At 33.6% G+C, this 19,884-nt stretch carries 14 protein-coding genes; 11 read left to right on the forward strand and 3 right to left on the reverse strand.

Annotation, left to right across the window (positions count from 1 at the left end; translation table 11 throughout):
* Positions 1-4: 4 nt before the first annotated feature.
* The 6 genes from ED556_RS06455 to ED556_RS06480 all read left to right on the forward strand — a co-directional run bounded on the left by ED556_RS06455 (position 5) and on the right by ED556_RS06480 (position 11,727).
* Positions 5-1,885: a CocE/NonD family hydrolase gene (locus ED556_RS06455; RefSeq protein WP_296320945.1), complete on the forward strand. Its 1,881-nt coding sequence runs from the start codon at positions 5-7 to the stop codon at positions 1,883-1,885.
* Between the two features lie 79 nt (positions 1,886-1,964).
* Positions 1,965-2,924, forward strand: a complete 960-nt coding sequence (locus ED556_RS06460; protein WP_296320947.1) for an alpha/beta fold hydrolase — start codon at positions 1,965-1,967, stop codon at positions 2,922-2,924.
* Between the two features lie 246 nt (positions 2,925-3,170).
* The gene (locus ED556_RS06465; RefSeq protein WP_296320949.1) at positions 3,171-6,146 is read left to right on the forward strand and encodes a T9SS type B sorting domain-containing protein; all 2,976 of its coding nucleotides are present in this window, start codon (positions 3,171-3,173) and stop codon (positions 6,144-6,146) included.
* Positions 6,147-6,228: 82 nt separating this feature from the next.
* Complete coding sequence (locus ED556_RS06470; protein WP_366663742.1) at positions 6,229-6,396, forward strand: hypothetical protein; 168 nt, start codon at positions 6,229-6,231, stop codon at positions 6,394-6,396.
* A 34-nt stretch (positions 6,397-6,430) separates the two neighbouring features.
* Complete coding sequence (locus tag ED556_RS06475; protein ID WP_296320952.1) at positions 6,431-9,994, forward strand: T9SS type A sorting domain-containing protein; 3,564 nt, start codon at positions 6,431-6,433, stop codon at positions 9,992-9,994.
* 194 nt (positions 9,995-10,188) lie between these two features.
* A complete protein-coding gene (locus ED556_RS06480; RefSeq protein ID WP_296320956.1) occupies positions 10,189-11,727 on the forward strand; it encodes a YifB family Mg chelatase-like AAA ATPase in 1,539 nt (512 codons plus the stop codon).
* Between the two features lies 1 nt (position 11,728).
* Here the strand turns inward: ED556_RS06480 and ED556_RS06485 are convergent, their stop codons facing one another.
* Entirely contained in the window at positions 11,729-13,900 is a 2,172-nt protein-coding gene (locus tag ED556_RS06485; RefSeq protein ID WP_296320961.1) for a tetratricopeptide repeat protein, read from the reverse strand.
* Between the two features lie 120 nt (positions 13,901-14,020).
* Here ED556_RS06485 and ED556_RS06490 point away from each other — a divergent pair, with 120 nt between their 5' ends.
* From ED556_RS06490 to ED556_RS06510, 5 genes are read left to right on the forward strand one after another with little or no spacing between them, the layout of a single operon-like run.
* On the forward strand, positions 14,021-15,124 hold the full coding sequence (locus ED556_RS06490; protein WP_296320964.1) for a DUF2891 domain-containing protein: 1,104 nt from the start codon (positions 14,021-14,023) through the stop codon (positions 15,122-15,124).
* A 2-nt stretch (positions 15,125-15,126) separates the two neighbouring features.
* Positions 15,127-16,350 (forward strand): Nramp family divalent metal transporter, encoded by a 1,224-nt coding sequence (locus ED556_RS06495; RefSeq protein WP_296320966.1) that lies wholly within the window; start codon positions 15,127-15,129, stop codon positions 16,348-16,350.
* Positions 16,351-17,091, forward strand: coding sequence for a 5-oxoprolinase subunit PxpA (gene pxpA / locus ED556_RS06500; RefSeq protein WP_296320969.1), 741 nt, complete (start codon positions 16,351-16,353; stop codon positions 17,089-17,091).
* Between the two features lie 8 nt (positions 17,092-17,099).
* Positions 17,100-17,831 (forward strand): 5-oxoprolinase subunit PxpB, encoded by a 732-nt coding sequence (gene pxpB / locus ED556_RS06505; protein ID WP_296320972.1) that lies wholly within the window; start codon positions 17,100-17,102, stop codon positions 17,829-17,831.
* Positions 17,824-18,672: a biotin-dependent carboxyltransferase family protein gene (locus tag ED556_RS06510; RefSeq protein ID WP_296320974.1), complete on the forward strand. Its 849-nt coding sequence runs from the start codon at positions 17,824-17,826 to the stop codon at positions 18,670-18,672. The genes pxpB and ED556_RS06510 overlap by 8 nt, the downstream gene beginning before the upstream one ends.
* Here ED556_RS06510 and ED556_RS06515 read toward each other — a convergent pair whose 3' ends face one another.
* Together ED556_RS06515 and ED556_RS06520 are read right to left on the reverse strand one after the other, a co-directional pair.
* Positions 18,673-19,377, reverse strand: coding sequence for an RluA family pseudouridine synthase (locus tag ED556_RS06515; protein WP_296320976.1), 705 nt, complete (start codon positions 19,375-19,377; stop codon positions 18,673-18,675).
* Positions 19,377-19,880, reverse strand: a complete 504-nt coding sequence (locus ED556_RS06520) for a cupin domain-containing protein (protein WP_296320978.1) — start codon at positions 19,878-19,880, stop codon at positions 19,377-19,379. The genes ED556_RS06515 and ED556_RS06520 overlap by 1 nt, the downstream gene beginning before the upstream one ends.
* Between the last annotated feature and the right edge of the window lie 4 nt (positions 19,881-19,884).

A 19,884-nucleotide genomic window follows, 5' to 3' on the forward strand; every position in this document is an offset into this window, starting at 1 on the left:
CCATATGTCAAAAAGAATTTTACTCCTAGCACTTTTTTCAATTCTACTTATAAATTGTAAAGAAACAGAGCATCAAGCCATTGATATTAACGAAACTTCTGAAGCCGATACGTATGTAAAGGATAACTACACCAAAAAGGAAGTTACTATTGCAATGCGAGACGGAATTAAACTCCATACTACAATATACACACCGAAAGACACGTCTAAAACCTATCCTATTTTATTAAAACGTACACCATATAGTTGTCGTCCTTATGGCGAAAATGAATTTCCTTCTAAAGTTGGACCAAACAAATATTTAATGGAAGAAGGTAACATTATGGTCTATCAAGATGTTCGTGGAAGATGGAATAGTGAAGGTGTTTACGATAACATGCGCGCTTACATTCCAAATAAAACCGGTGATCAAACAGATGAAGCTAGTGATACTTACGATACGATAGAATGGTTAGTAAACAATGTAGCACACAATAATGGTAAAGTTGGCACTTACGGTATTTCGTACCCAGGGTTTTATACAACTTATTCGTTATTAGATTCGCATCCAGCATTAAAAGCCGCATCACCGCAAGCATGTATTGGTGATTTCTTCTTTGATGATTTTATCCATAACGGTGCTTATTTATTGAGCTATTGGAGAGCAACTTCGGTTTTTGGGTATATGAAAGACACACCAACAACAGAATCATGGTACGAGTTCCCAGATTTAGGAACTGAAGATCAACATCAATTTTTCCTTGATAACATGCCTTTGAGTAAGCTAGATAAATTCTACGGTGAAGACAATGTGTTTATGGAACAGTTAAAGACGCACGTTACTTACGATGAATTTTGGAAGAGCAGAGGTATTATTCAGCATTTAAAAGATATTAAGCCGGCAACCATGATTGTTGGTGGACAATTTGATGCTGAAGACTTATATGGGCCATATAATACTTATGAAAGCATTGAGCAAAATAGTGATAACTACAATACGGTTGTATTTGGACCTTGGAGTCATGGCGATTGGGCAAGAAACAAAGAGCGTCAAGTCATTGGGAATATTCATTTTGGTGATGGGATATCGGACTATTTCCAGAAAGAAATTGAAACTAAATTCTTTAATCATTTCCTAAAAGGAGAAGCAGATGGTAATACAGGTTTACCAGAGGCGCATATGTTTGATACTGGTAAAAAAGTATGGCAGTCTTTTGAAACGTGGCCACCACAAAATGTATCGACTGAAAGTTACTTTTTACAGCCAGACGAACGTTTAACACAACAGGCAACACGTAATATTGCAACTTCGGATTTTGTGAGTGATCCAAAAAAACCAGTACCATATACTGAAGACATTAAGGTTGGCTTTACACCTCGAAAATTTATGACTGACGACCAGCGTTTTGCATCTCGCCGTCCAGATGTGTTGACCTTTGAAACACAAGTATTAGAAAATGATGTTACACTCGCTGGCGATATTATGGCTAAATTAAATGTATCTACTACTGGTACAGCAGCCGACTGGATTGTAAAAGTGGTAGATGTATTTCCTGGAGAAACTGAAAACACAGATGATATTCAAGACCATTTAAAACTAAGCAATTATCATATGATGGTGCGCAGTGAAGTATTGCGTGGACGTTTTAGAAATAGTATGAGTGACCCAGAACCATTTGTACCAAACCAAAAAACTGCGGTTAATTTAAAGCTACAAGATGTGTTTCATACATTTAAGAAAGGGCATAAAATTCAAGTACAAGTTCAGAGTACATTTTTCCCTTATATAGATGCAAATCCACAGACATACGTCGATAATATTTTTCTAGCCAAGGAAGAAGATTTTAAAGCGCAAACGCATAAAGTTTATAATGATTCTTCTATTGAGTTTACAGTTCTAAAATAAAAGTTTATCTGTTGTCACCTTGAGCGTGGTCACTGAGCGAAGTCGAAGTGCAGTCGAAAGGTCTTACTTTTGAGAGTAAATGCCAATAATCCAACCAACATATAAGGCGCCCATTTGGGCGAGAACTAGTTTTGTGTCAACTGTTTATTCAGGTCTAGTGCGCCGTGTTAATGGCGTAGTTCAAACAAGAGAACGTATGACCCTACCAGACGGTGATTTTCTGGATTTAGACTGGAGTTATACACAACAAAAAACGGATAAGGTTATTATTCTTTTACATGGATTAGAAGGTAATGGCCAACGCCCTTATATGACAGCACCTGCTAAGCTATTCAATGCAAATGGTATTGATGCATGTGCCGTAAACTTTAGGAGTTGTAGTGGTGAACCTAACACCTTGTATCGTAGTTATCATTCTGGTGCAACTGAAGATTTAGAGGCTGTTGTAAATCATGTTCTGTCAAAAAATCAGTATAGTGAAGTTTATATAAAAGGTATAAGCTTAGGTGCAAATATGGCATTGAAGTATGTCGGTGAGCGAGATAATGTACCTAGTGAAGTTAAGGCTGTTATTGCTGTATCGGTACCTTGTTATCTTAAAGGATCTTGTGATGAGTTATTAAGCTGGAAGAACAAACATTATGCTATTCGATTCTTGAAGCATTTAAAAGCAAAATTAAAACCTAAGCTAGAGCACTACCCAGATAAGATTACTAAAGCAGATTATGATGCTATTACGAACCTTATTGAGTTCGATCATATCTACACCTCAAAAGCGCATGGTTTTAAAGATGCATACGACTATTATGATAAGTGTAGCTCACTTCAGTTCTTACCCAATATTAAAGTACCGTCGTTAATTATTAATGCAAAAAATGATTCGTTTTTATCAGATAGTTGTTACCCAATAAAAGAAGCAGAAGAAAATCCAAATGTATACTTAGAAATGCCAAATCATGGCGGGCATGTGGGGTTTATCGATAAGAAGAATTTATACTATAATGAGTGGAGAGCCATAGAATTTATTGATAAGCATTGATATAGAGGTATAGTAAATCTAAGTTCATCATCAAAAAATCTATACATAGTAATTTTAGAGTTGATGTTTAAACTAAAACTTTTTGGGTTGGTTTAAATGAAGAGTTAACAGCATGTATGTGAAATTGGTAATTTCATTTATAATTTAGAGGTTAGTAAAAGAAAATGAACCATTTTTGCATAATATCAAGTTATTTAATTTGTTGAGTCTAAAGCAAAACTTAAAATCACCTAACATTATAAAAAAATGTTGAAGAACTTATTACTATTAATATTAATTATTTTTTTAAATACCTCTGTTTTTTCTCAAGGTGAACATAATGTTTGGTATTTTGGTGAAAATGCTGGTATAGATTTTAATACAAATGTTCCAGTTGCTTTATTAAATGGTCAGATAGATACAGTAGAAGGTTCTTCAATAATTTCTGACGCTAATGGTAGCCTATTATTCTATACTGATGGTGTAACTGTTTGGAATAAAAATCATCAAGTTATGCTAAATGGCAATGACTTGAACGGTAATGAGAGCAGCACACATTCAGCACTTATAGTTAGTAAACCAAATGACCCTGATATTTATTATATTTTTACAGTTGATGATTTAGTTGGACCTGACGGTTTACAATATTCTGAAGTAGATATGTCATTAGATTTTGGTTTAGGAGGTGTTACTGCAAATAAGAATATTATGCTTCATACACCTACAACTGAAAAACTTGTTGCGGTCAAAAATGCGAATAATGATGGGTTATGGGTTATAAGTCATAAATCAAATAGTAATGAGTTTATTGCTTATAGTGTTTCCAGTTCAGGTATAAATACAACACCCGTAATAAGTGCAGTTGGTACTTTAGTTTTTAGCTCAAATTGGGATAATTATCCAATCGGACAAATAAAGATATCTCCAGATGGTACTAAGTTGGCGGTCGCAAGAGCTACTGGATTATCCGAAGTTCAATTATTCGATTTTAACACTTCAACAGGAATTGTTTCTAACCCTGTTACATTATTTGATACTCCAGATGCTAATGAAACATTTTCGACATCAGTTTATGGAGTAGAATTTTCACCTAATAGTCAAGTATTATATGTAAGTATTCGAGGGATTTCAGTTTTTCAATACAATTTGCTGGCAGGTTCATCAACGGATATAATTGATTCTCAACTCCCTGTTAGTATTGGAACAACACAAAATGCAGCTCTACAATTAGGTCCTGATGGCAAAATTTATGTAGCAAAATTCCAAAGCCTTTATCTTGATGCGATAAATAATCCAAACATAGTTGGAACGGGATGCGATTATCAAAGTAATGACTTGTATTTGGAGGGACGCAGATGTTTGTTGGGTTTACCGTCTTTTTCCCCTGTTCTATTTGAAATAAGTTTTCAAACACAAAGTAATTGCTTAGGAGAACCAACACAATTTAATGCTGCTATTTCCCAAAACTATGATAGTTTAACTTGGGATTTTGGTGATGGTACTACTTCTGAAGATGAAAACCCTACTCATACCTATACATCTGCAGGTATATACACTATAGAGCTAACTGTTATTTCTAATGGGCAATCTTTTAATTACTCTGAAGATATATTAATATCTAATATAGATGCTTCAATTTCATTTACTGATACTAGTTTTTGTGGGCTATCTGATGGTAGTATTGTTATATCCGAATTATTGTCAAATACAAACTATGTAATAACATATGATTATCAGGGTACACCTTCGAGTTTAAATTTACAATCAGATGCTAGTGGTAATGTAGAGATTACAGGTTTACCATTTGGTAGTTATGATAATATTGTTGTTACAGAAGATGCGACAGGTTGTGAAGATACTTTGGGACAGATCATTATTGATGAACCAGATTTCATTTTATCTTTCACTGCATCCGATCCTTCATCATGTAGTTCTGAAGATGGAGAAATAGTAATCTCAGATTTAGTTCCAAATCAATCTTATGTTGTGGATTATTTTTATAATTCTGTACTGGTTCAAGATATTTATACCGCTGATTCAAATGGAGAGATTCTAATAATAGGATTGAGTTCAGGCCAGTATGAAAATATTATGGTTGTAGATACTGTCTTGTCATGTACGGATGGGATAGGTTTATTGGAATTAGAATCAACACAGCTAGATGCATCAATTTCATTTACTGATGCTAGTTTTTGTGGGCTATCTGATGGTAGTATTGTTATATCCGAATTATTGTCAAATACAAACTATGTAATAACATATGATTATCAGGGTACACCTGTGAGTTTAAATTTACAATCAGATGCTAGTGGTAATGTAGAGATTACAGGTTTACCATTTGGTAGTTATGATAATATTGTTGTTACAGAAGATGCGACAGGTTGTGAAGATACTTTGGGACAGATCATTATTGATGAACCAGATTTCATTTTATCTTTCACTGCTTCCGATCCTTCATCATGTAGTTCTGAAGATGGAGAAATAGTAATCTCAGATTTAGTTCCAAATCAATCTTATGTTGTGGATTATTTTTATAATTCTGTACTGGTTCAAGATATTTATACCGCTGATTCAAATGGAGAGATTCTAATAATAGGATTGAGTTCAGGCCAGTATGAAAATATTATGGTTGTAGATACTGTCTTGTCATGTACGGATGGGATAGGTTTATTGGAATTAGAATCAACACAGCTAGATGCATCAATTTCATTTACTGATGCTAGTTTTTGTGGGCTATCTGATGGTAGTATTGTTATATCCGAATTATTGTCAAATACAAACTATGTAATAACATATGATTATCAGGGTACACCTGTGAGTTTAAATTTACAATCAGATGCTAGTGGTAATGCAGAGATTACAGGTTTACCATTTGGTAGTTATGATAATATTGTTGTTACAGAAGATGCGACAGGTTGTGAAGATACTTTGGGACAGGTTATTATTGATTGCCTTCAGAATGTTGAGGAGGATTGTTTTAGAATTAAAAAGTTTTTTACACCTAATAACGATGGATATAATGATTTTTGGTACTTAGACACTCTAAGTGATTGTAGTTATATCGTTTTTATTTATGATAGATATGGCAAATTATTAACATCTTTGAATCCTTCTAAACCATATTGGAATGGTACTTATAATGGGGTTAATATGCCAACAAACGATTATTGGTTTCTAGTTAATTATAAAACAATAGATGGCCTTCTTAAATCATATAGTTCTCATTTTACTTTAAAAAGATAATTAATGCTTTAAAAAAGTATTTGCCATGCTATTTTTTATGTTGAAGTAACAATCATAACTTTTGAATTTAATTTAGATAAAGGTGTGGTTACCATTTAAGGGTTTGACAGATAGTTGTTACCCAATAAAAGAAGCAGAAGAAAATCCAAATGTATACTTAGAAATGCCTAATCATGGCGGGCATGTGGGGTTTATAAACAAGAGAGAATTTTATTACAACGAAAAACGAGCTTTGGAGTTTGTATTGTAGAATATAATTATTTAATTAGTCGAAAATAAATTAAATGAAGAAGTTTTACTTACAACTTGCGTTACTATTTTTCTTTCAATTTGGTTTTAGTCAGATTAGTTTTGAAGATAGACTAATTTTTCACGAAGATAGTCATGCATTATCAGCTTCATGTATTAGGGTAGTAGATATTAACGGTGATGGTAATCAGGATATATTATCTTCAAGTATAGGGCAAATAGTTTGGTTTGATAATAAAGATGGAGATGGAATTTTTCATTCTACGGAAGTCGAATCAACTTTTCAAATATATTCTGTATACGGCGCAGATATAGATGGTGATAGTGATATTGATATTGTTGCAGCTATCGATTCAAATACTGCAAATGAACGAAGAATAGTCTGGTATGAAAATTTAGATGGGTTGGGTAATTTTGGTCCGCAAAATTTAATTACCTCTAGTGTTAACAGGCCAAGAGATGTCTACATTGCAGATATTGACAGTGATGGATATCCTGATGTTGTTTCGGTATCTCTTAACGATGGTAAAATAGCGTGGTATAAAAATACTAATGGATTAGGTAGTTTTGGTAGTCAAAATATAATTGGGATCCAAGGAGGTGCTACATCAGTTGTTGTTGCAGATATGGATAATGATAACGATAATGATATTGTTTTTGCGACCGATGGTAATGGAGGTGGTGTATATTGGATTGAGAATTTAAATAGTCAAACCGCTGATTTTGGAACAATCCAATTAATAGCTAGTTATCCTTTTGATGGTTATGATCAAGTAGTTGTTGCAGATATAGATAATGATTCTGATTTAGATATATTAGCTGTTTATAGTAGTAATGTCTCTTGGTATGAGAATTTAGATGGTAATGGAAATTTTAGTGGAGCTATTATAACTACTGAAGCTACTTTATCTGCATCTGTATATGCTGAAGACTTAGATGGTGATAATGATATTGATGTAATGTCAGCCTCTTTTGGTTCGGGTATAAATAAAATTTCTTGGTATGAGAATTTAGATGGTATGGGTAGCTTTGGTTCACAACAAAATTTAACTACCAGTGCTAGTTCTGCCAATTATGTTTCTGCTGGAGATTTTGATGGCGATGGTGATTTTGACATTGTTTCATCAGAATTAGTTTGGTATGAAAATTTAGATGGATTGGGTGACTTTTCAATGTTAGAAAAATCTGTTTCAAATTACTTTAGCAACCCTAAATCTATTGATTTATGCGATTTGGATAATGATGGCGATTTGGATATCCTTGCAAATACTAGGAATGTAATTAATTGGTATCCAAATGATGATGGAGAGTATAGAACCCGTTACTTACTTGACTTTCCTTCTGCTGGAATAGGTGATAAAGTTTATCCTGTCGATATTGATGGTGATTTAGATATTGATGTTCTTGGTTATGAAACGTCTTCCAGAGATATTTTTTGGTATGAAAATTTAGATGGAAACGGTAATTTTGACGAACCAACGATTGTTGAAAATCAAACTTTTAATTTTGCTAATTTCACTCATGCTGATATTGATGGTGACAATGATCAGGATATTATAATATGTACTGGAGGTCTTGCTGGCGGTGAAATATTTGTACATGAAAATATTAATGGTCGTTTTGAAGATGAGGTACTAGTTTTTGATCAAAATGGAGTCGAGGATGTTATTTCTATAATAGCCTCTGATATCGATTCAGATGGAGATGTTGATTTAATTCTTGGTGTAGATTGGGGCTCATCATATGGGGTATTTTGGACTGAGAATTTGGACGGGAATGGAACTTTTGGTCCTCGAAATCAAATATCTTCTTCTTCAGATTTTGACGAGTTAAAACATATGTCATTGGCAGATGTAGACGGTGATTCTGATTTAGATATTTTAATTGCTCATGAAGAATTTTTCAGTTCGGAAGTTTCTTTGTACAGAAACAGTGATGGGCTTGGTGATTTTAGTTCTAGTGAGTTAATTATTAGTCAAAATTCTAACAGTATTTCAACTGCCCAAGGATTTGATGTAGACTTAGATGGTAATATAGATATTATAACCGGAGGCTCAAAAATTACCTGGTACAGAAATATGGATGGCGATGGTGATTTTGGTTTACCCTTAACTATCACTGATAATTTTGGATCTAAAGATTTCTCTGTTGCTGATGTTGATGGTGATAATGATTTTGATATAGTATCTGCGACAGGATTGCTTCAAACAGGTACTCTATACTGGTGTGAGAATTTTCTTTATGATATAGGTAATGAAATTTCTGGTACGATTACATATTCTGCTAATGGCCAAGATTGTCAATCATCAGAATTTATTAACCAAGTTATGGTTGTTGCCGATAATGGAGATGATAGTTTTTCAACATTTTCAAGTGAAAATGGTAGTTATTCATTAGGAGTAAATGAAGGGGATTTTGAAACTACTATGATTAACAATCTTCCATCATATTATACTGTAGATCCAGTTTCAGAAATATCTAGCTTTACTGGAGTGAATAATACAGACATAATCGATTTCTGTATAACACCAATATCTACGGTTAATGATGTTAATATTGTTACATATCCTAATATAGATGACCCACGCCCAGGTTTTGATACAAGCTATCAGTTGGTCTTTAACAATAATGGTACAACACAATTGAGTGGAGATATTACATTTGAGTTTGATGATAGTAAGCTCCAATTTTTGTCAGCAAGCGAAACTGTAACATCTCAAACATCGAATAGTCTTACCTTTAATTATGCAGATTTAAATCCATTTGAGACAAGAACTATAGATTTGGAGTTTAATGTATTTGCACCACCTATAACCAATATTAATGACATCTTAGTCTCAACAGCCTCCATAACACCAATTTCAGGTGATGCAACAGAAAATGACAATACATTTGAGCTAAACCAAACTGTTATTGGCTCTTATGACCCTAATGATATTAGGGTTTTAGAAGGTGATGAGGTGTTAATTGATGATGCGGATAAGTACTTACATTATATTATCCGTTTTCAAAATACTGGAACCGCTAGTGCTATTAATGTAAGAGTAGACCATATATTAGATGATCAATTAGATTGGACTACTATGCAATTACAGAGCTTGAGTCATAATGGTCGCGTAGAAATTACAGATGGTAATAGCATAGAATTTATTTTCAATAATATCAATCTACCTGATAGTTCTACAGATGAGGCCAATTCACACGGCTATATTACTTTTAAAATTAAACCTAAGAATGATGTCGTAGTCGGTGATATCGTAAATGGCGTTGCAGATATTTATTTCGATTTTAATCCTGCAATTGTAACTAATACAGTTTCGACAGAATTTGTTAATGCTGCATTATCAATAGATGATTTTGAGACTAATAAAATTAGTATTTATCCAAACCCAACTAATAACACGCTTTATATCACATCCAAATTGTCTGTTAATCAAATTTCTGTTTATGATATGAATGGTAGGTTACTAAGAATGGTATCTCTAAATTCAAATACCTTCGAATATGCCTTAGATGTTAAAAATTTAATTGAGGGTATATATTTCTTAAAACTAGAATCAGATAATGCTTTACAGACTCTTAAGTTTGTTAAAAACTAGATTATCACCAGTTATTTTTTCTTGTAATCAAAATTTAACACCGAATTTTACCGAAAATCGCCGATAACATCCGCTTAACAAATAGTAACCACCGATAAAACGATTGCACAATTTATTAGCTACATATTGACTTAGTTTTGCAAGTTTAATAAGGAAACTCTTAAAGCTTAATAACTTAGATTCCTATTTAACACATGCTCAAAAAAGTTTTTGCAAGTGCCGTATTTGGTGTTGAGGCTTCTACCATAACAGTTGAGGTCAATATTGATAAAGGTGTTGGTTACCATTTAGTGGGGTTGCCAGATAACGCCATAAAAGAAAGTAATTACCGTATAGCAGCTGCTTTGAATAATAATGGGTTTAGAATTCCTGGTAAAAAAATCACCATTAACATGGCGCCTGCAGACTTGCGTAAAGAAGGCTCAGCGTACGATGTAACACTTGCTATTGGGATTTTAGCAGCCTCTAATCAAATAAAAGCAGATAATTTAGAAGATTACCTTATAATGGGTGAGTTGTCATTAGATGGTTCTCTTCAGCCCATAAAAGGAGCTTTACCAATTGCGGTAAAAGCAAGAGAAGAAGGATTTAAACATTTTATTTTACCAAACCAAAATGCCAAAGAAGCAGCCATAGTTAGCGACTTAAACGTTTATGGCGTTAACAATATCACCCAAGTGATTAATCATTTTAATAAAGGTGAAGTATTAGAACACACACATATAGATACACGTGAGGAATTTTATAAAAATCTTGATGTTCCTGAGTTTGATTTTGCTGATGTTAAAGGGCAAGAAAGTATAAAACGTTGTATGGAAATTGCTGCTGCAGGTGGACATAATATTATTCTTATTGGTCCGCCAGGTTCTGGTAAAACCATGTTGGCAAAGCGACTACCGAGTATATTACCACCAATGACTTTACATGAAGCATTAGAGACTACTAAGATTCATTCTGTGGTTGGAAGAGTTAAGGCACATACTGGATTAATGTCGCAACGTCCATTTCGAAGTCCACACCATACTATATCTAATGTAGCATTAGTTGGTGGTGGCAGTTATCCGCAACCCGGCGAAATTTCGTTATCGCATAACGGTGTTTTGTTTTTAGATGAATTACCAGAGTTTAAACGGGAAGTTCTTGAGGTCATGCGGCAACCATTAGAAGATAGAGAAGTCACTATTTCAAGGGCTAAGTTTACAGTAACATACCCTTCATCGTTTATGTTGGTGGCTAGTATGAATCCGAGTCCTAGTGGATATTTTAATGACCCTGATGCACCTGTAACCTCAAGTCCTGCAGAAATGCAACGGTATATGGGGAAAATTTCAGGACCACTTTTAGACCGAATAGATATACATATTGAAGTTACTCCAGTACCTTTTGAAAAACTTTCAGATCACACAAAGGCAGAATCTTCAGTAGATATCCGCAACCGAGTTACGAAAGCACGAGAAGTTCAGTCAGCTAGATTTAAAGCTTTAGATGCTGTGCATTACAATGCACAGATGAATACCAAGCACATACGAGAATACTGTAAGCTTGAGAACGGTTCTTTACAATTATTAAAATCTGCTATGGAACGTTTAAATCTCTCAGCAAGAGCTTACGATAGAATATTAAAAGTATCACGAACTATTGCTGATTTGGAGGATTCAGAGCAGGTTTTAGGACATCATATCAGTGAGGCTATTCAATACAGAAGCTTAGATAGAGAAGGTTGGTTGGGTTAGTTTACTCATCCTTCAAAAAGTAATTACTCGTAGTTTGGTTGCCAATATCGTGCTTCCACTCAAAGGCTAGTTCTTTTCCAATGATATAACTATAACTTTTTGAAGCCATTTTACCAGAATCATCTTCTTCAAATGCCATAATAGTGCCTAGTCTGGTTAAATCCATATATCTGTTTTTAGAAATTGGTAGTAATTCAACCTTAGCCAATTCCGAATTATCGTCTTTACGTTTGTAGAAAAATTTACCGTCCTCAATCCAAAATTTTCTTGGGCCATAATCACCAGCAAATGACTTATTCTGTTCTAGTATCAGTGCTTCATCATTTTCCTTGATGTAGTTTAAATACGCTATCATATTTTGTAAATAGGCGTGTTTTGGGTTTGCTTCACTGGCAATCTCATATAATGTAACGGCGTCCTCATAATTGCCATTATCATAAGCATCATGGGCTTTTATAATAGCTTCGTCTTCTTTCCAGAACCAAAATGAATTAGTACTTCTGTAATTCACCTCATTAAAGTTCATGCCAATTGGTTTGCCTGCCTCATTAAGGATTAAATCATATTTGTAAGTCTCATTATTCATAAAACCAGACACCATCGAATTTTTTCCACCTGGCAATAGGGCATGCATGGTCTGATTCTTCACATATTGAATTAGTCTGTTATGTTGTATCCAATAGGTATGGATTTGCTCATTAAATCCAGAACGAAATTGACCTTCAAAATTTTTAAATTTCGAAATGTCATATCCATTTTCTTTTATATATGCTACCGCAGAATCGTAAACACTTGCTCTTCTTTTATTGTTTGGATACATAACTTCCATTTCCTTTAAAATGGCTTCAGCCTTTTCAACTTCCCCTTTAAATAAAAGCGGTTGAATTCTAAACAACTTTAAGTTTGGACTTATTAGTTCATATTTTTTAATCTCATCAATCAGCATATCGTCATCACCATTTACCATGGCTGCAATAGCTAAGTTTGTACCAGTGTCTGGGCTTTGTGTAATATCAAAAAGTTTACCCGAAGATTCAAGATACTTATCCGTTTGGCGAGTTTCACCATAAATACTGAATAATACCTCATTGTAGAAATCATTTAAAGGATCTACTTCTAATTGCAATTTTACTTGTTCTGCGGCTTCGTCAAAATTCTCATAAGCTAAATTTCGTTGTATGTGTACCTCTAGTTGTTTTTGAAGTGGTAATCGTCCTCTATTTTCAAAAGCCTTGTCTGCTAAATCCTGAACTTCTAGCTTTCCTCGACTAATTCGCATAGATTTTTTGGCGTATGCTAAATAGGCTAAGGCAAATCTGTTATCTATTGCTACTGCTTTATTGTAGTTGCCATTAATATATTCTTTAATGGCATCTATAGAATTGCTCATAAACTCATTAATAGGATAATCTAGATATCGAAGTTTTTTTGTTTCTAAGAATCCAGAGTTTTCAGTAACAAAAACTGTTATCTCATCAATAAGCGGTAACAAATCTTCGCCGGAAAAAGTGTTTTGAGCTAAAATTTTCCCATTGGTAGATTTCCTTTTGTAGGCATTAATGGTATAAACACCATCTTCGTTTTTATAATCACCATCTATGTAGAAATCATTAAAAAGCGATGATTCTTCAATCTTTGTGGATGTATCGGTAAAAAAAGAAAAATCAGGACTAAGACTCTTATTCTGGAAGAGGTCTTCTTCTAATAATTGTCCTATACCGTAACGTAACCAATCTTCGGACTTGTTTTCATTTAAATTCTTAAATCCGTAAATAGGTACACCGATTCTAAATTCTTCCTTAGTGATAAGTTGTGTTGCTAAAACACCATCATCATTAGTATAACTTATCTCTTTGGTTGTTGCACCTAAATCAGAATTACCAAAACCAAAATAAGTGACCACAGCCAAGAGAATAAAATTAAGAGGGAAAATAATTTTTTCTCTTAATTTGAGTATACCACTATTAATGCGGTCTTGATTGTAGAAATAAATAAGTACAGAAGGTATAACACCAATAAAAACCCATAATAATAAGTCTACCCAATTAGGCGAAATATCATACCGGTTCAAAATCCAATCAATAAATTGTAAAAAAGTCCACGCGGCAACAAGATACGCGGCTAAGAACTGCAAAGTTCTAATCCATTTTTTTTTACGCTTAGGGTCTTTCATTCAGAAATATAACGTCTTCTAATTAATGATAGTGCTAATATAATGAGAAAGATAAACTAATATAAATTAAAAGTGATGAATTGTAAATCGTATTTTTGAAGGTGTTATCTAATAAAAATCATGAAACATCTTAGCATTCTTATACTAGCATTAATTGTCTTTGGTTGTAATACCAATAAAGAAAAAGAAGAGACCAAAAGTACTAATGAAGCGCAAGTCAGTATTCCTAAATTAGATTTAGAACAAGCAAATCGTTTGGCAGAACTGCCACTAGCTTGTGTAAGTACTGAATATCCTAACCGTTTAGGCCAAACACTTGGAGGAGATGAAGATTTACAATCACCTCAAGAATTACATCCTACATTCTATGGTTGTTTCGATTGGCATTCTGCTGTACATGGGCATTGGAGTATGGTGAGCTTAATGCGTCAATTTAAAGGGTTAGAAAAGGATGCTGAAATCAATCATTGGTTATTAGAGAGTATTTCTAAGGACAACATACTTAAGGAAATAGAATATTTTGAAGGAAAACATAATAAATCCTATGAGCGTACTTATGGTTGGGCTTGGTTATTAAAATTAGCCGAAGAATTACATAAATGGGATCATTTAGTAGCAAGGAAAGCAGAAATAAATTTGCAGCCTTTAACAGATTTGATTGTAGAACGTTACTTAGAGTTTCTGCCTAAACTAAATTACCCTATTAGAGTAGGAGAACACCCTAACACTGCATTTGGGTTGAGTTTTGCTTACGATTATGCCATTACTGTTGGCCGTGAAGACTTAAAAACACTCATAGAACAACGTGCAAAAGACTTTTACTCCAATGATAATGGTTGTCCAATAACTTGGGAACCAAGTGGTTTTGACTTTTTGTCTCCTTGCTTAGAGGAAGCGGCATTAATGAAACGTGTATTGTCTAAAGAAGAATTTACAATATGGATTAGTAAATTTCTTCCACAACTTAAAGACAAAACATTTAAACTCGAAACCGGAAAAGTATCAGATAGAAAAGATGGTAAACTCGTTCATCTTGATGGTGTTAACTTTTCTCGAGCTTGGAGTCTTAACTATATCGCTAAAGACTTACCAGAGTTTCAACATCTTAAAACCATTGCAAATCAGCATATTAATTATTCACTGCCAAGTATTGTTGGTGATAGCTACGAAGGTGGTCATTGGCTTGGTAGTTTTGCAATTTATGCACTGAATTCAATAGAGTAGTCATGAAGAGTTTCTTCAAGAATATTGGTCCTGGACCATTGGTAGCTGCCGCATTTATTGGTCCCGGAACTGTAACCATATGTACATTAGCTGGTGTTAAGTTTGGTTATGTTTTGCTTTGGGCTATGCTGCTATCTATTGTGGCAACTATCGTATTACAAGAAATGGCGGCACGTCTTGGAGTTGTAACGCAAAAAGGATTATCAGAAATTATAAGGCAAGAGCTGAAAAGTCCATTTGTTAAAGGTTTTGCTTTATTCTTAATTCTTAGTGCTATTGTGGTTGGCAATGCAGCTTACGAAGCAGGAAATATTAGTGGCGGAGCATTAGGGATAGAAACAGTTTTTGGTAATTTGGAATTTGCAATAGGTGATCTAAGTATCAAATTGACGCCAATAATTATTGGTCTTGTAGCATTTGTTTTACTTTATATCGGTAATTATAAAATTCTAGAACGCTTTTTAGTTGGGTTGGTCATTCTGATGAGTTTAGCCTTTTTAACCACAGCTATTATTACAAAGCCGAATTTCTCAGAAATATTAAGTGGACTTTTTATTCCTAAATTCCCAAAAGATAGTATCCTCATTATTATTGGTTTAATAGGCACTACAGTTGTTCCTTACAATCTCTTTTTGCACGCCTCATTGGCAAAAACAAAATGGAAAAATAAATCTGATTTAAGCTTTGCAAAAAAGGATACAGTTATTGCAGTGATACTTGGTGGTATAGTCTCAATGTGTATTATTGTGTCTGCTTCAGTCATTCAATCGCAAGATATTTCTAATGCGTCAGACTTAGCAAAAGGTCTTGAACCTTTGTTTGGTATCAATGCCAAGTACTTCCTATCATTGGGCTTGTTTGCTGCCGGTATTACTAGTGCTATAACAGCGCCTTTAGCAGCTGCTTTTGTGGCTAATGGCTGTCTAGGTTGGAATGCTAACTTAAAATCCTTTAGGTTCAGAACTGTATGGATATTTATTTTAGTTTTAGGTGTATTGTTCTCAAGTATTGGTTTTAAATCTATTGAAATTATAAAATTTGCTCAAGTTGCAAATGGATTGTTACTGCCTGTAATTGCTGGATTTCTGCTTTGGGTTGTAAACAAATCGTCAGTTTTAGGAAGTTATAAAAATTCTAAACTTCAAAATATACTTGGAGTTATTATTGTCTTAGTTACAATAGGTTTGGGGGTAAAAGGATTATTAAGTGTTTTTAATATTATTTAGATGCCAAACTATCAAATAGATATTAACGCAGATGTTGGTGAAGGTATAGGCAATGAAGAGTTACTGATGCCTTATCTATCATCATGTAATATTGCTTGTGGTGGCCATGCAGGTACTATTAGCACTATGGTGCATGTTGTTAAGCTTGCTAAAAGCCATAATGTGAAAATAGGTGCGCATCCTTCATTTCCTGATAAGGAGAGCTTTGGCAGAGTAGAAATGGTGATTGCTCAAGATGTGTTATTTGAAAGTTTAAAATCCCAAATAAGGAGTTTACAATCAGTTTTAGAAGCTGAAAGTTTAAAAATGCATCATGTAAAACCTCATGGCGCGCTTTATAATTTGGCAACTAAAGATGAAAAGTTAGCTAAACTAGTTTTGGATGTCATTATTGATGTTGATAAAAGATTGAAACTTTACGCACCTTACAATTCGGTGATAGCGAACTTAGCTGGAGAACAACAAGTCGATGTTGTTTATGAAGCTTTTGCCGATAGAAATTATAATGAAAATTTAAGTCTGGTTTCTAGGCAGAATTCTAATGCATTAATCACTGAAAAAGAAGCTGTTTTTGAACATGTTTTTAATATTATTTCTAAACGAAAAGTTGGTACAATTAGTGGAGTGGAAGTAGACCTTTTTGCAGATACAATTTGTGTACATGGAGACACCAATAATTCAGATGCAATTTTGAAATATCTACACCAAAAACTTCAAGAAAATAATGTGAAAATTTTATAGCGTTTTTTATGAAGTATCAGCTAAAATATAGACGCTTTGGACCTCACTCAATTTTAATAGAATGGCCATCAATTATTGATAGGAATGTCTTGAATGACGTCCTAAACTATAAAAATTCCATCATTGATTTATATATTAAAGAAAAAGTTGAAATAATCAATACATATAATTCAATATTAGTTGATTATGACAATACTATTGATAAAATCAATGATGAAATTTTTAAGCTAAAACAGATATATTCGTCTTTAAATTCAGAAGATAAACAACAAAAAACACTTTGGGAGATTCCTACATGTTATGACGATGAATTCGGAATAGATTTAGAAGATATTTCTATAGCCAAAAAAATGTCAAAATCTGAAATTATTGAGCTACATTCTAACACAATTTATGATGTTTATTTCATCGGATTTTTACCTGGCTTTTTGTATTTAGGAGGCTTAGATGAACGATTGTATTTTAATCGAAAATCAATACCAAATCTTAACGTGAAAAGAGGATCTGTTGCCATCGGTGGACAACAGACCGGAATCTATCCTCAAAATAGTCCAGGTGGATGGCATATTTTAGGGAATTCTCCAGTCAATTTTTTTAATTCTGAAGACCCAAAACCTTGTTTTGTTAAAGCTGGAGATATGATAAAATTTGTACCTATATCCAAACACGATTATATGGATATTTTAAAATTGAGTAGAGAGAATTTATATCAACCTAAATCAACTTTGGTGTATGATTAAGGTTATTAAATCAGGATTTTATTCCACAATTCAGGATGAAGGCCGTCTTGGCTATCGTAACACGGGCGTACCCTTATGTGGTGCAATGGATAAATCTTCTTATCATATGAGCAATCACCTTTTAGGTAATAGTATTGATGACGCCACTCTAGAGATCACAATGTTGGGACCAGAACTTTTATTTGATGTTGATACTTTTATTGTAATAGCTGGCGCTGATATCTCTCCAGTTTTGAACGATATGCCAATTGTAAACAATAGAATTATTGCCGTAAATAAAGGGGATACATTAAAATTTAGAAATTTAAAATCTGGTTTTAGAGCCTATTTGGCAGTGAAAGGTGGTTTTAAAACTGAAACTAAACTAGGAAGCAGAAGTTCTTACCAGACTATTACCAATCAAAATGTTATCGCCAAAGGTGATGAGTTATTAATAGAGGAATATAAAGAACATGCCACTGAGCCATCATATTCAAAATTGAAAACATTGGATTTTAAATCTAAAGTATTAGAGGTTTACGAAGGTCCAGAATTTCAATTTCTTTCAGAATTACAAAGAGAACAACTATTTTCAGAAGATTTTATTATTGGTCAGCTTTATAGTCGTATGGCATACCAAGTTAAGCCGTTAATTAAAAACGATTTACCATCTATTCTTACTGGACCTGTATTACCTGGAACAGTGCAACTAACGTCTTCAGGACAATTAATTATACTCATGCGCGATTGCCAAACCACTGGCGGTTATCCAAGAGTATTACAACTTTCAGAAAACGCTATCAATCTACTAAGTCAAAAAAAGGAAAGAGATTCAGTTAGGTTTCAATTAATCCACTATTAATCAAAGACATACGCTCCAAAGCTTGTCGTTTGGTAAAGGTGCTTCAATCTTAATAAGTTCTTTTTTTACAGGATGAATAAATTCAAGATATCTTGCATGTAAACTAATACTTCCGTCTTTGTTACTGCGTTCGTAACCATACTTTAAGTCGCCTTTAATTGGGCAACCAATAGCAGATAATTGTGATCTAATCTGGTGATGTCTTCCGGTTTCAAGATTAATCTCGAGTAAAAAGAAATTATCTAGACGCTTTTTAATTTCATAATGAAGTATAGCTTTTTTGCTGTTTTCTACTTCTTTAATGTATGCTCTAGACTTGTTGTTTTTTGGATTCTTTTTTAGCCAATTTATTAGCGTATCTTTTTGTTTTGATGGCTCATTTTTTACTAATGCCCAATATGTTTTTTTAGCTTGTTTTTCAGCAAATAGCTTGTTTAATCGTGGTAGTGCTTTACTAGTTTTAGAAAAAAGAACAATTCCTGTTGTTGGCCTATCTAATCGGTGTACAACACCTAGGTATACATTTCCAGGCTTGTTGTATTTTTCCTTGATATACGCTTTAACCACATCACTTAATGGTTTATCACCTGTCTTATCTCCTTGTACAATGTCGCCAGAACGTTTATTTATTACAATAATGTGATTATCCTCGTAAATCACCTGAAGATTATCTTTATTCGATAATAGTTTATTACCCCTTTGCATTAGTGTCTGGTAAATGCTTTTATTAAAGCTTTATGCTCAGGATATTTTTCAACAAGCATGTCATGCGATGCTAATTCAAAATCTCTAAAATCAAACCCTGGAGATACTGTACAACCCACCAAAGCAAAAGTGTCAGGATTTTTAACTTTTGCAGCAAACCAATCGTGTTTTTGTACTGTAAATTGAGGAATTTCTCCATTACTTATATCATTACCAATTTTAATGGTACTGAGGCTTCCATTTTCAGAGATAACATGTAGTTCTATAGCATCTCCTATGTAAAAATGCCAAGTCTCGTCTTGATTAATCTTATGAAACGCAGAAAAGTCACCTGACTCCAATAAATAGTATATGCTTGTTGCATAATTTCTATCGCCTTGAAAATTATCTGTTAGGTTTGAATTTGGAATTACACCTTCGCTTCTATAAACTTCTCTGAAGTAACCACCTTCTGGATGTGGCTGCAAATCAAGGGTTTTAATAATCTCTTTTACCGAAATCATTTAG

This window comes from Winogradskyella sp. (genome assembly GCF_003712105.1).
Taxonomy (GTDB): Bacteria; Bacteroidota; Bacteroidia; order Flavobacteriales; family Flavobacteriaceae; genus Winogradskyella.

Excerpts from the sequence above, each read along its gene's own strand:
- pxpB (WP_296320972.1), top strand. The coding sequence starts at position 17,100 with ATGAAGTATCAGCTAAAATATAGACGCTTTGGACCTCACTCAATTTTA.
- ED556_RS06510 (WP_296320974.1), top strand. The coding sequence starts at position 17,824 with ATGATTAAGGTTATTAAATCAGGATTTTATTCCACAATTCAGGATGAA.
- ED556_RS06465 (WP_296320949.1), top strand. The coding sequence starts at position 3,171 with ATGTTGAAGAACTTATTACTATTAATATTAATTATTTTTTTAAATACC.
- ED556_RS06460 (WP_296320947.1), top strand. The coding sequence starts at position 1,965 with ATGCCAATAATCCAACCAACATATAAGGCGCCCATTTGGGCGAGAACT.
- ED556_RS06485 (WP_296320961.1), bottom strand. The coding sequence starts at position 13,900 with ATGAAAGACCCTAAGCGTAAAAAAAAATGGATTAGAACTTTGCAGTTC.
- ED556_RS06455 (WP_296320945.1), top strand. The coding sequence starts at position 5 with ATGTCAAAAAGAATTTTACTCCTAGCACTTTTTTCAATTCTACTTATA.
- ED556_RS06495 (WP_296320966.1), top strand. The coding sequence starts at position 15,127 with ATGAAGAGTTTCTTCAAGAATATTGGTCCTGGACCATTGGTAGCTGCC.
- ED556_RS06480 (WP_296320956.1), top strand. The coding sequence starts at position 10,189 with ATGCTCAAAAAAGTTTTTGCAAGTGCCGTATTTGGTGTTGAGGCTTCT.
- ED556_RS06515 (WP_296320976.1), bottom strand. The coding sequence starts at position 19,377 with ATGCAAAGGGGTAATAAACTATTATCGAATAAAGATAATCTTCAGGTG.
- ED556_RS06520 (WP_296320978.1), bottom strand. The coding sequence starts at position 19,880 with ATGATTTCGGTAAAAGAGATTATTAAAACCCTTGATTTGCAGCCACAT.
- ED556_RS06475 (WP_296320952.1), top strand. The coding sequence starts at position 6,431 with ATGAAGAAGTTTTACTTACAACTTGCGTTACTATTTTTCTTTCAATTT.
- pxpA (WP_296320969.1), top strand. The coding sequence starts at position 16,351 with ATGCCAAACTATCAAATAGATATTAACGCAGATGTTGGTGAAGGTATA.
- ED556_RS06490 (WP_296320964.1), top strand. The coding sequence starts at position 14,021 with ATGAAACATCTTAGCATTCTTATACTAGCATTAATTGTCTTTGGTTGT.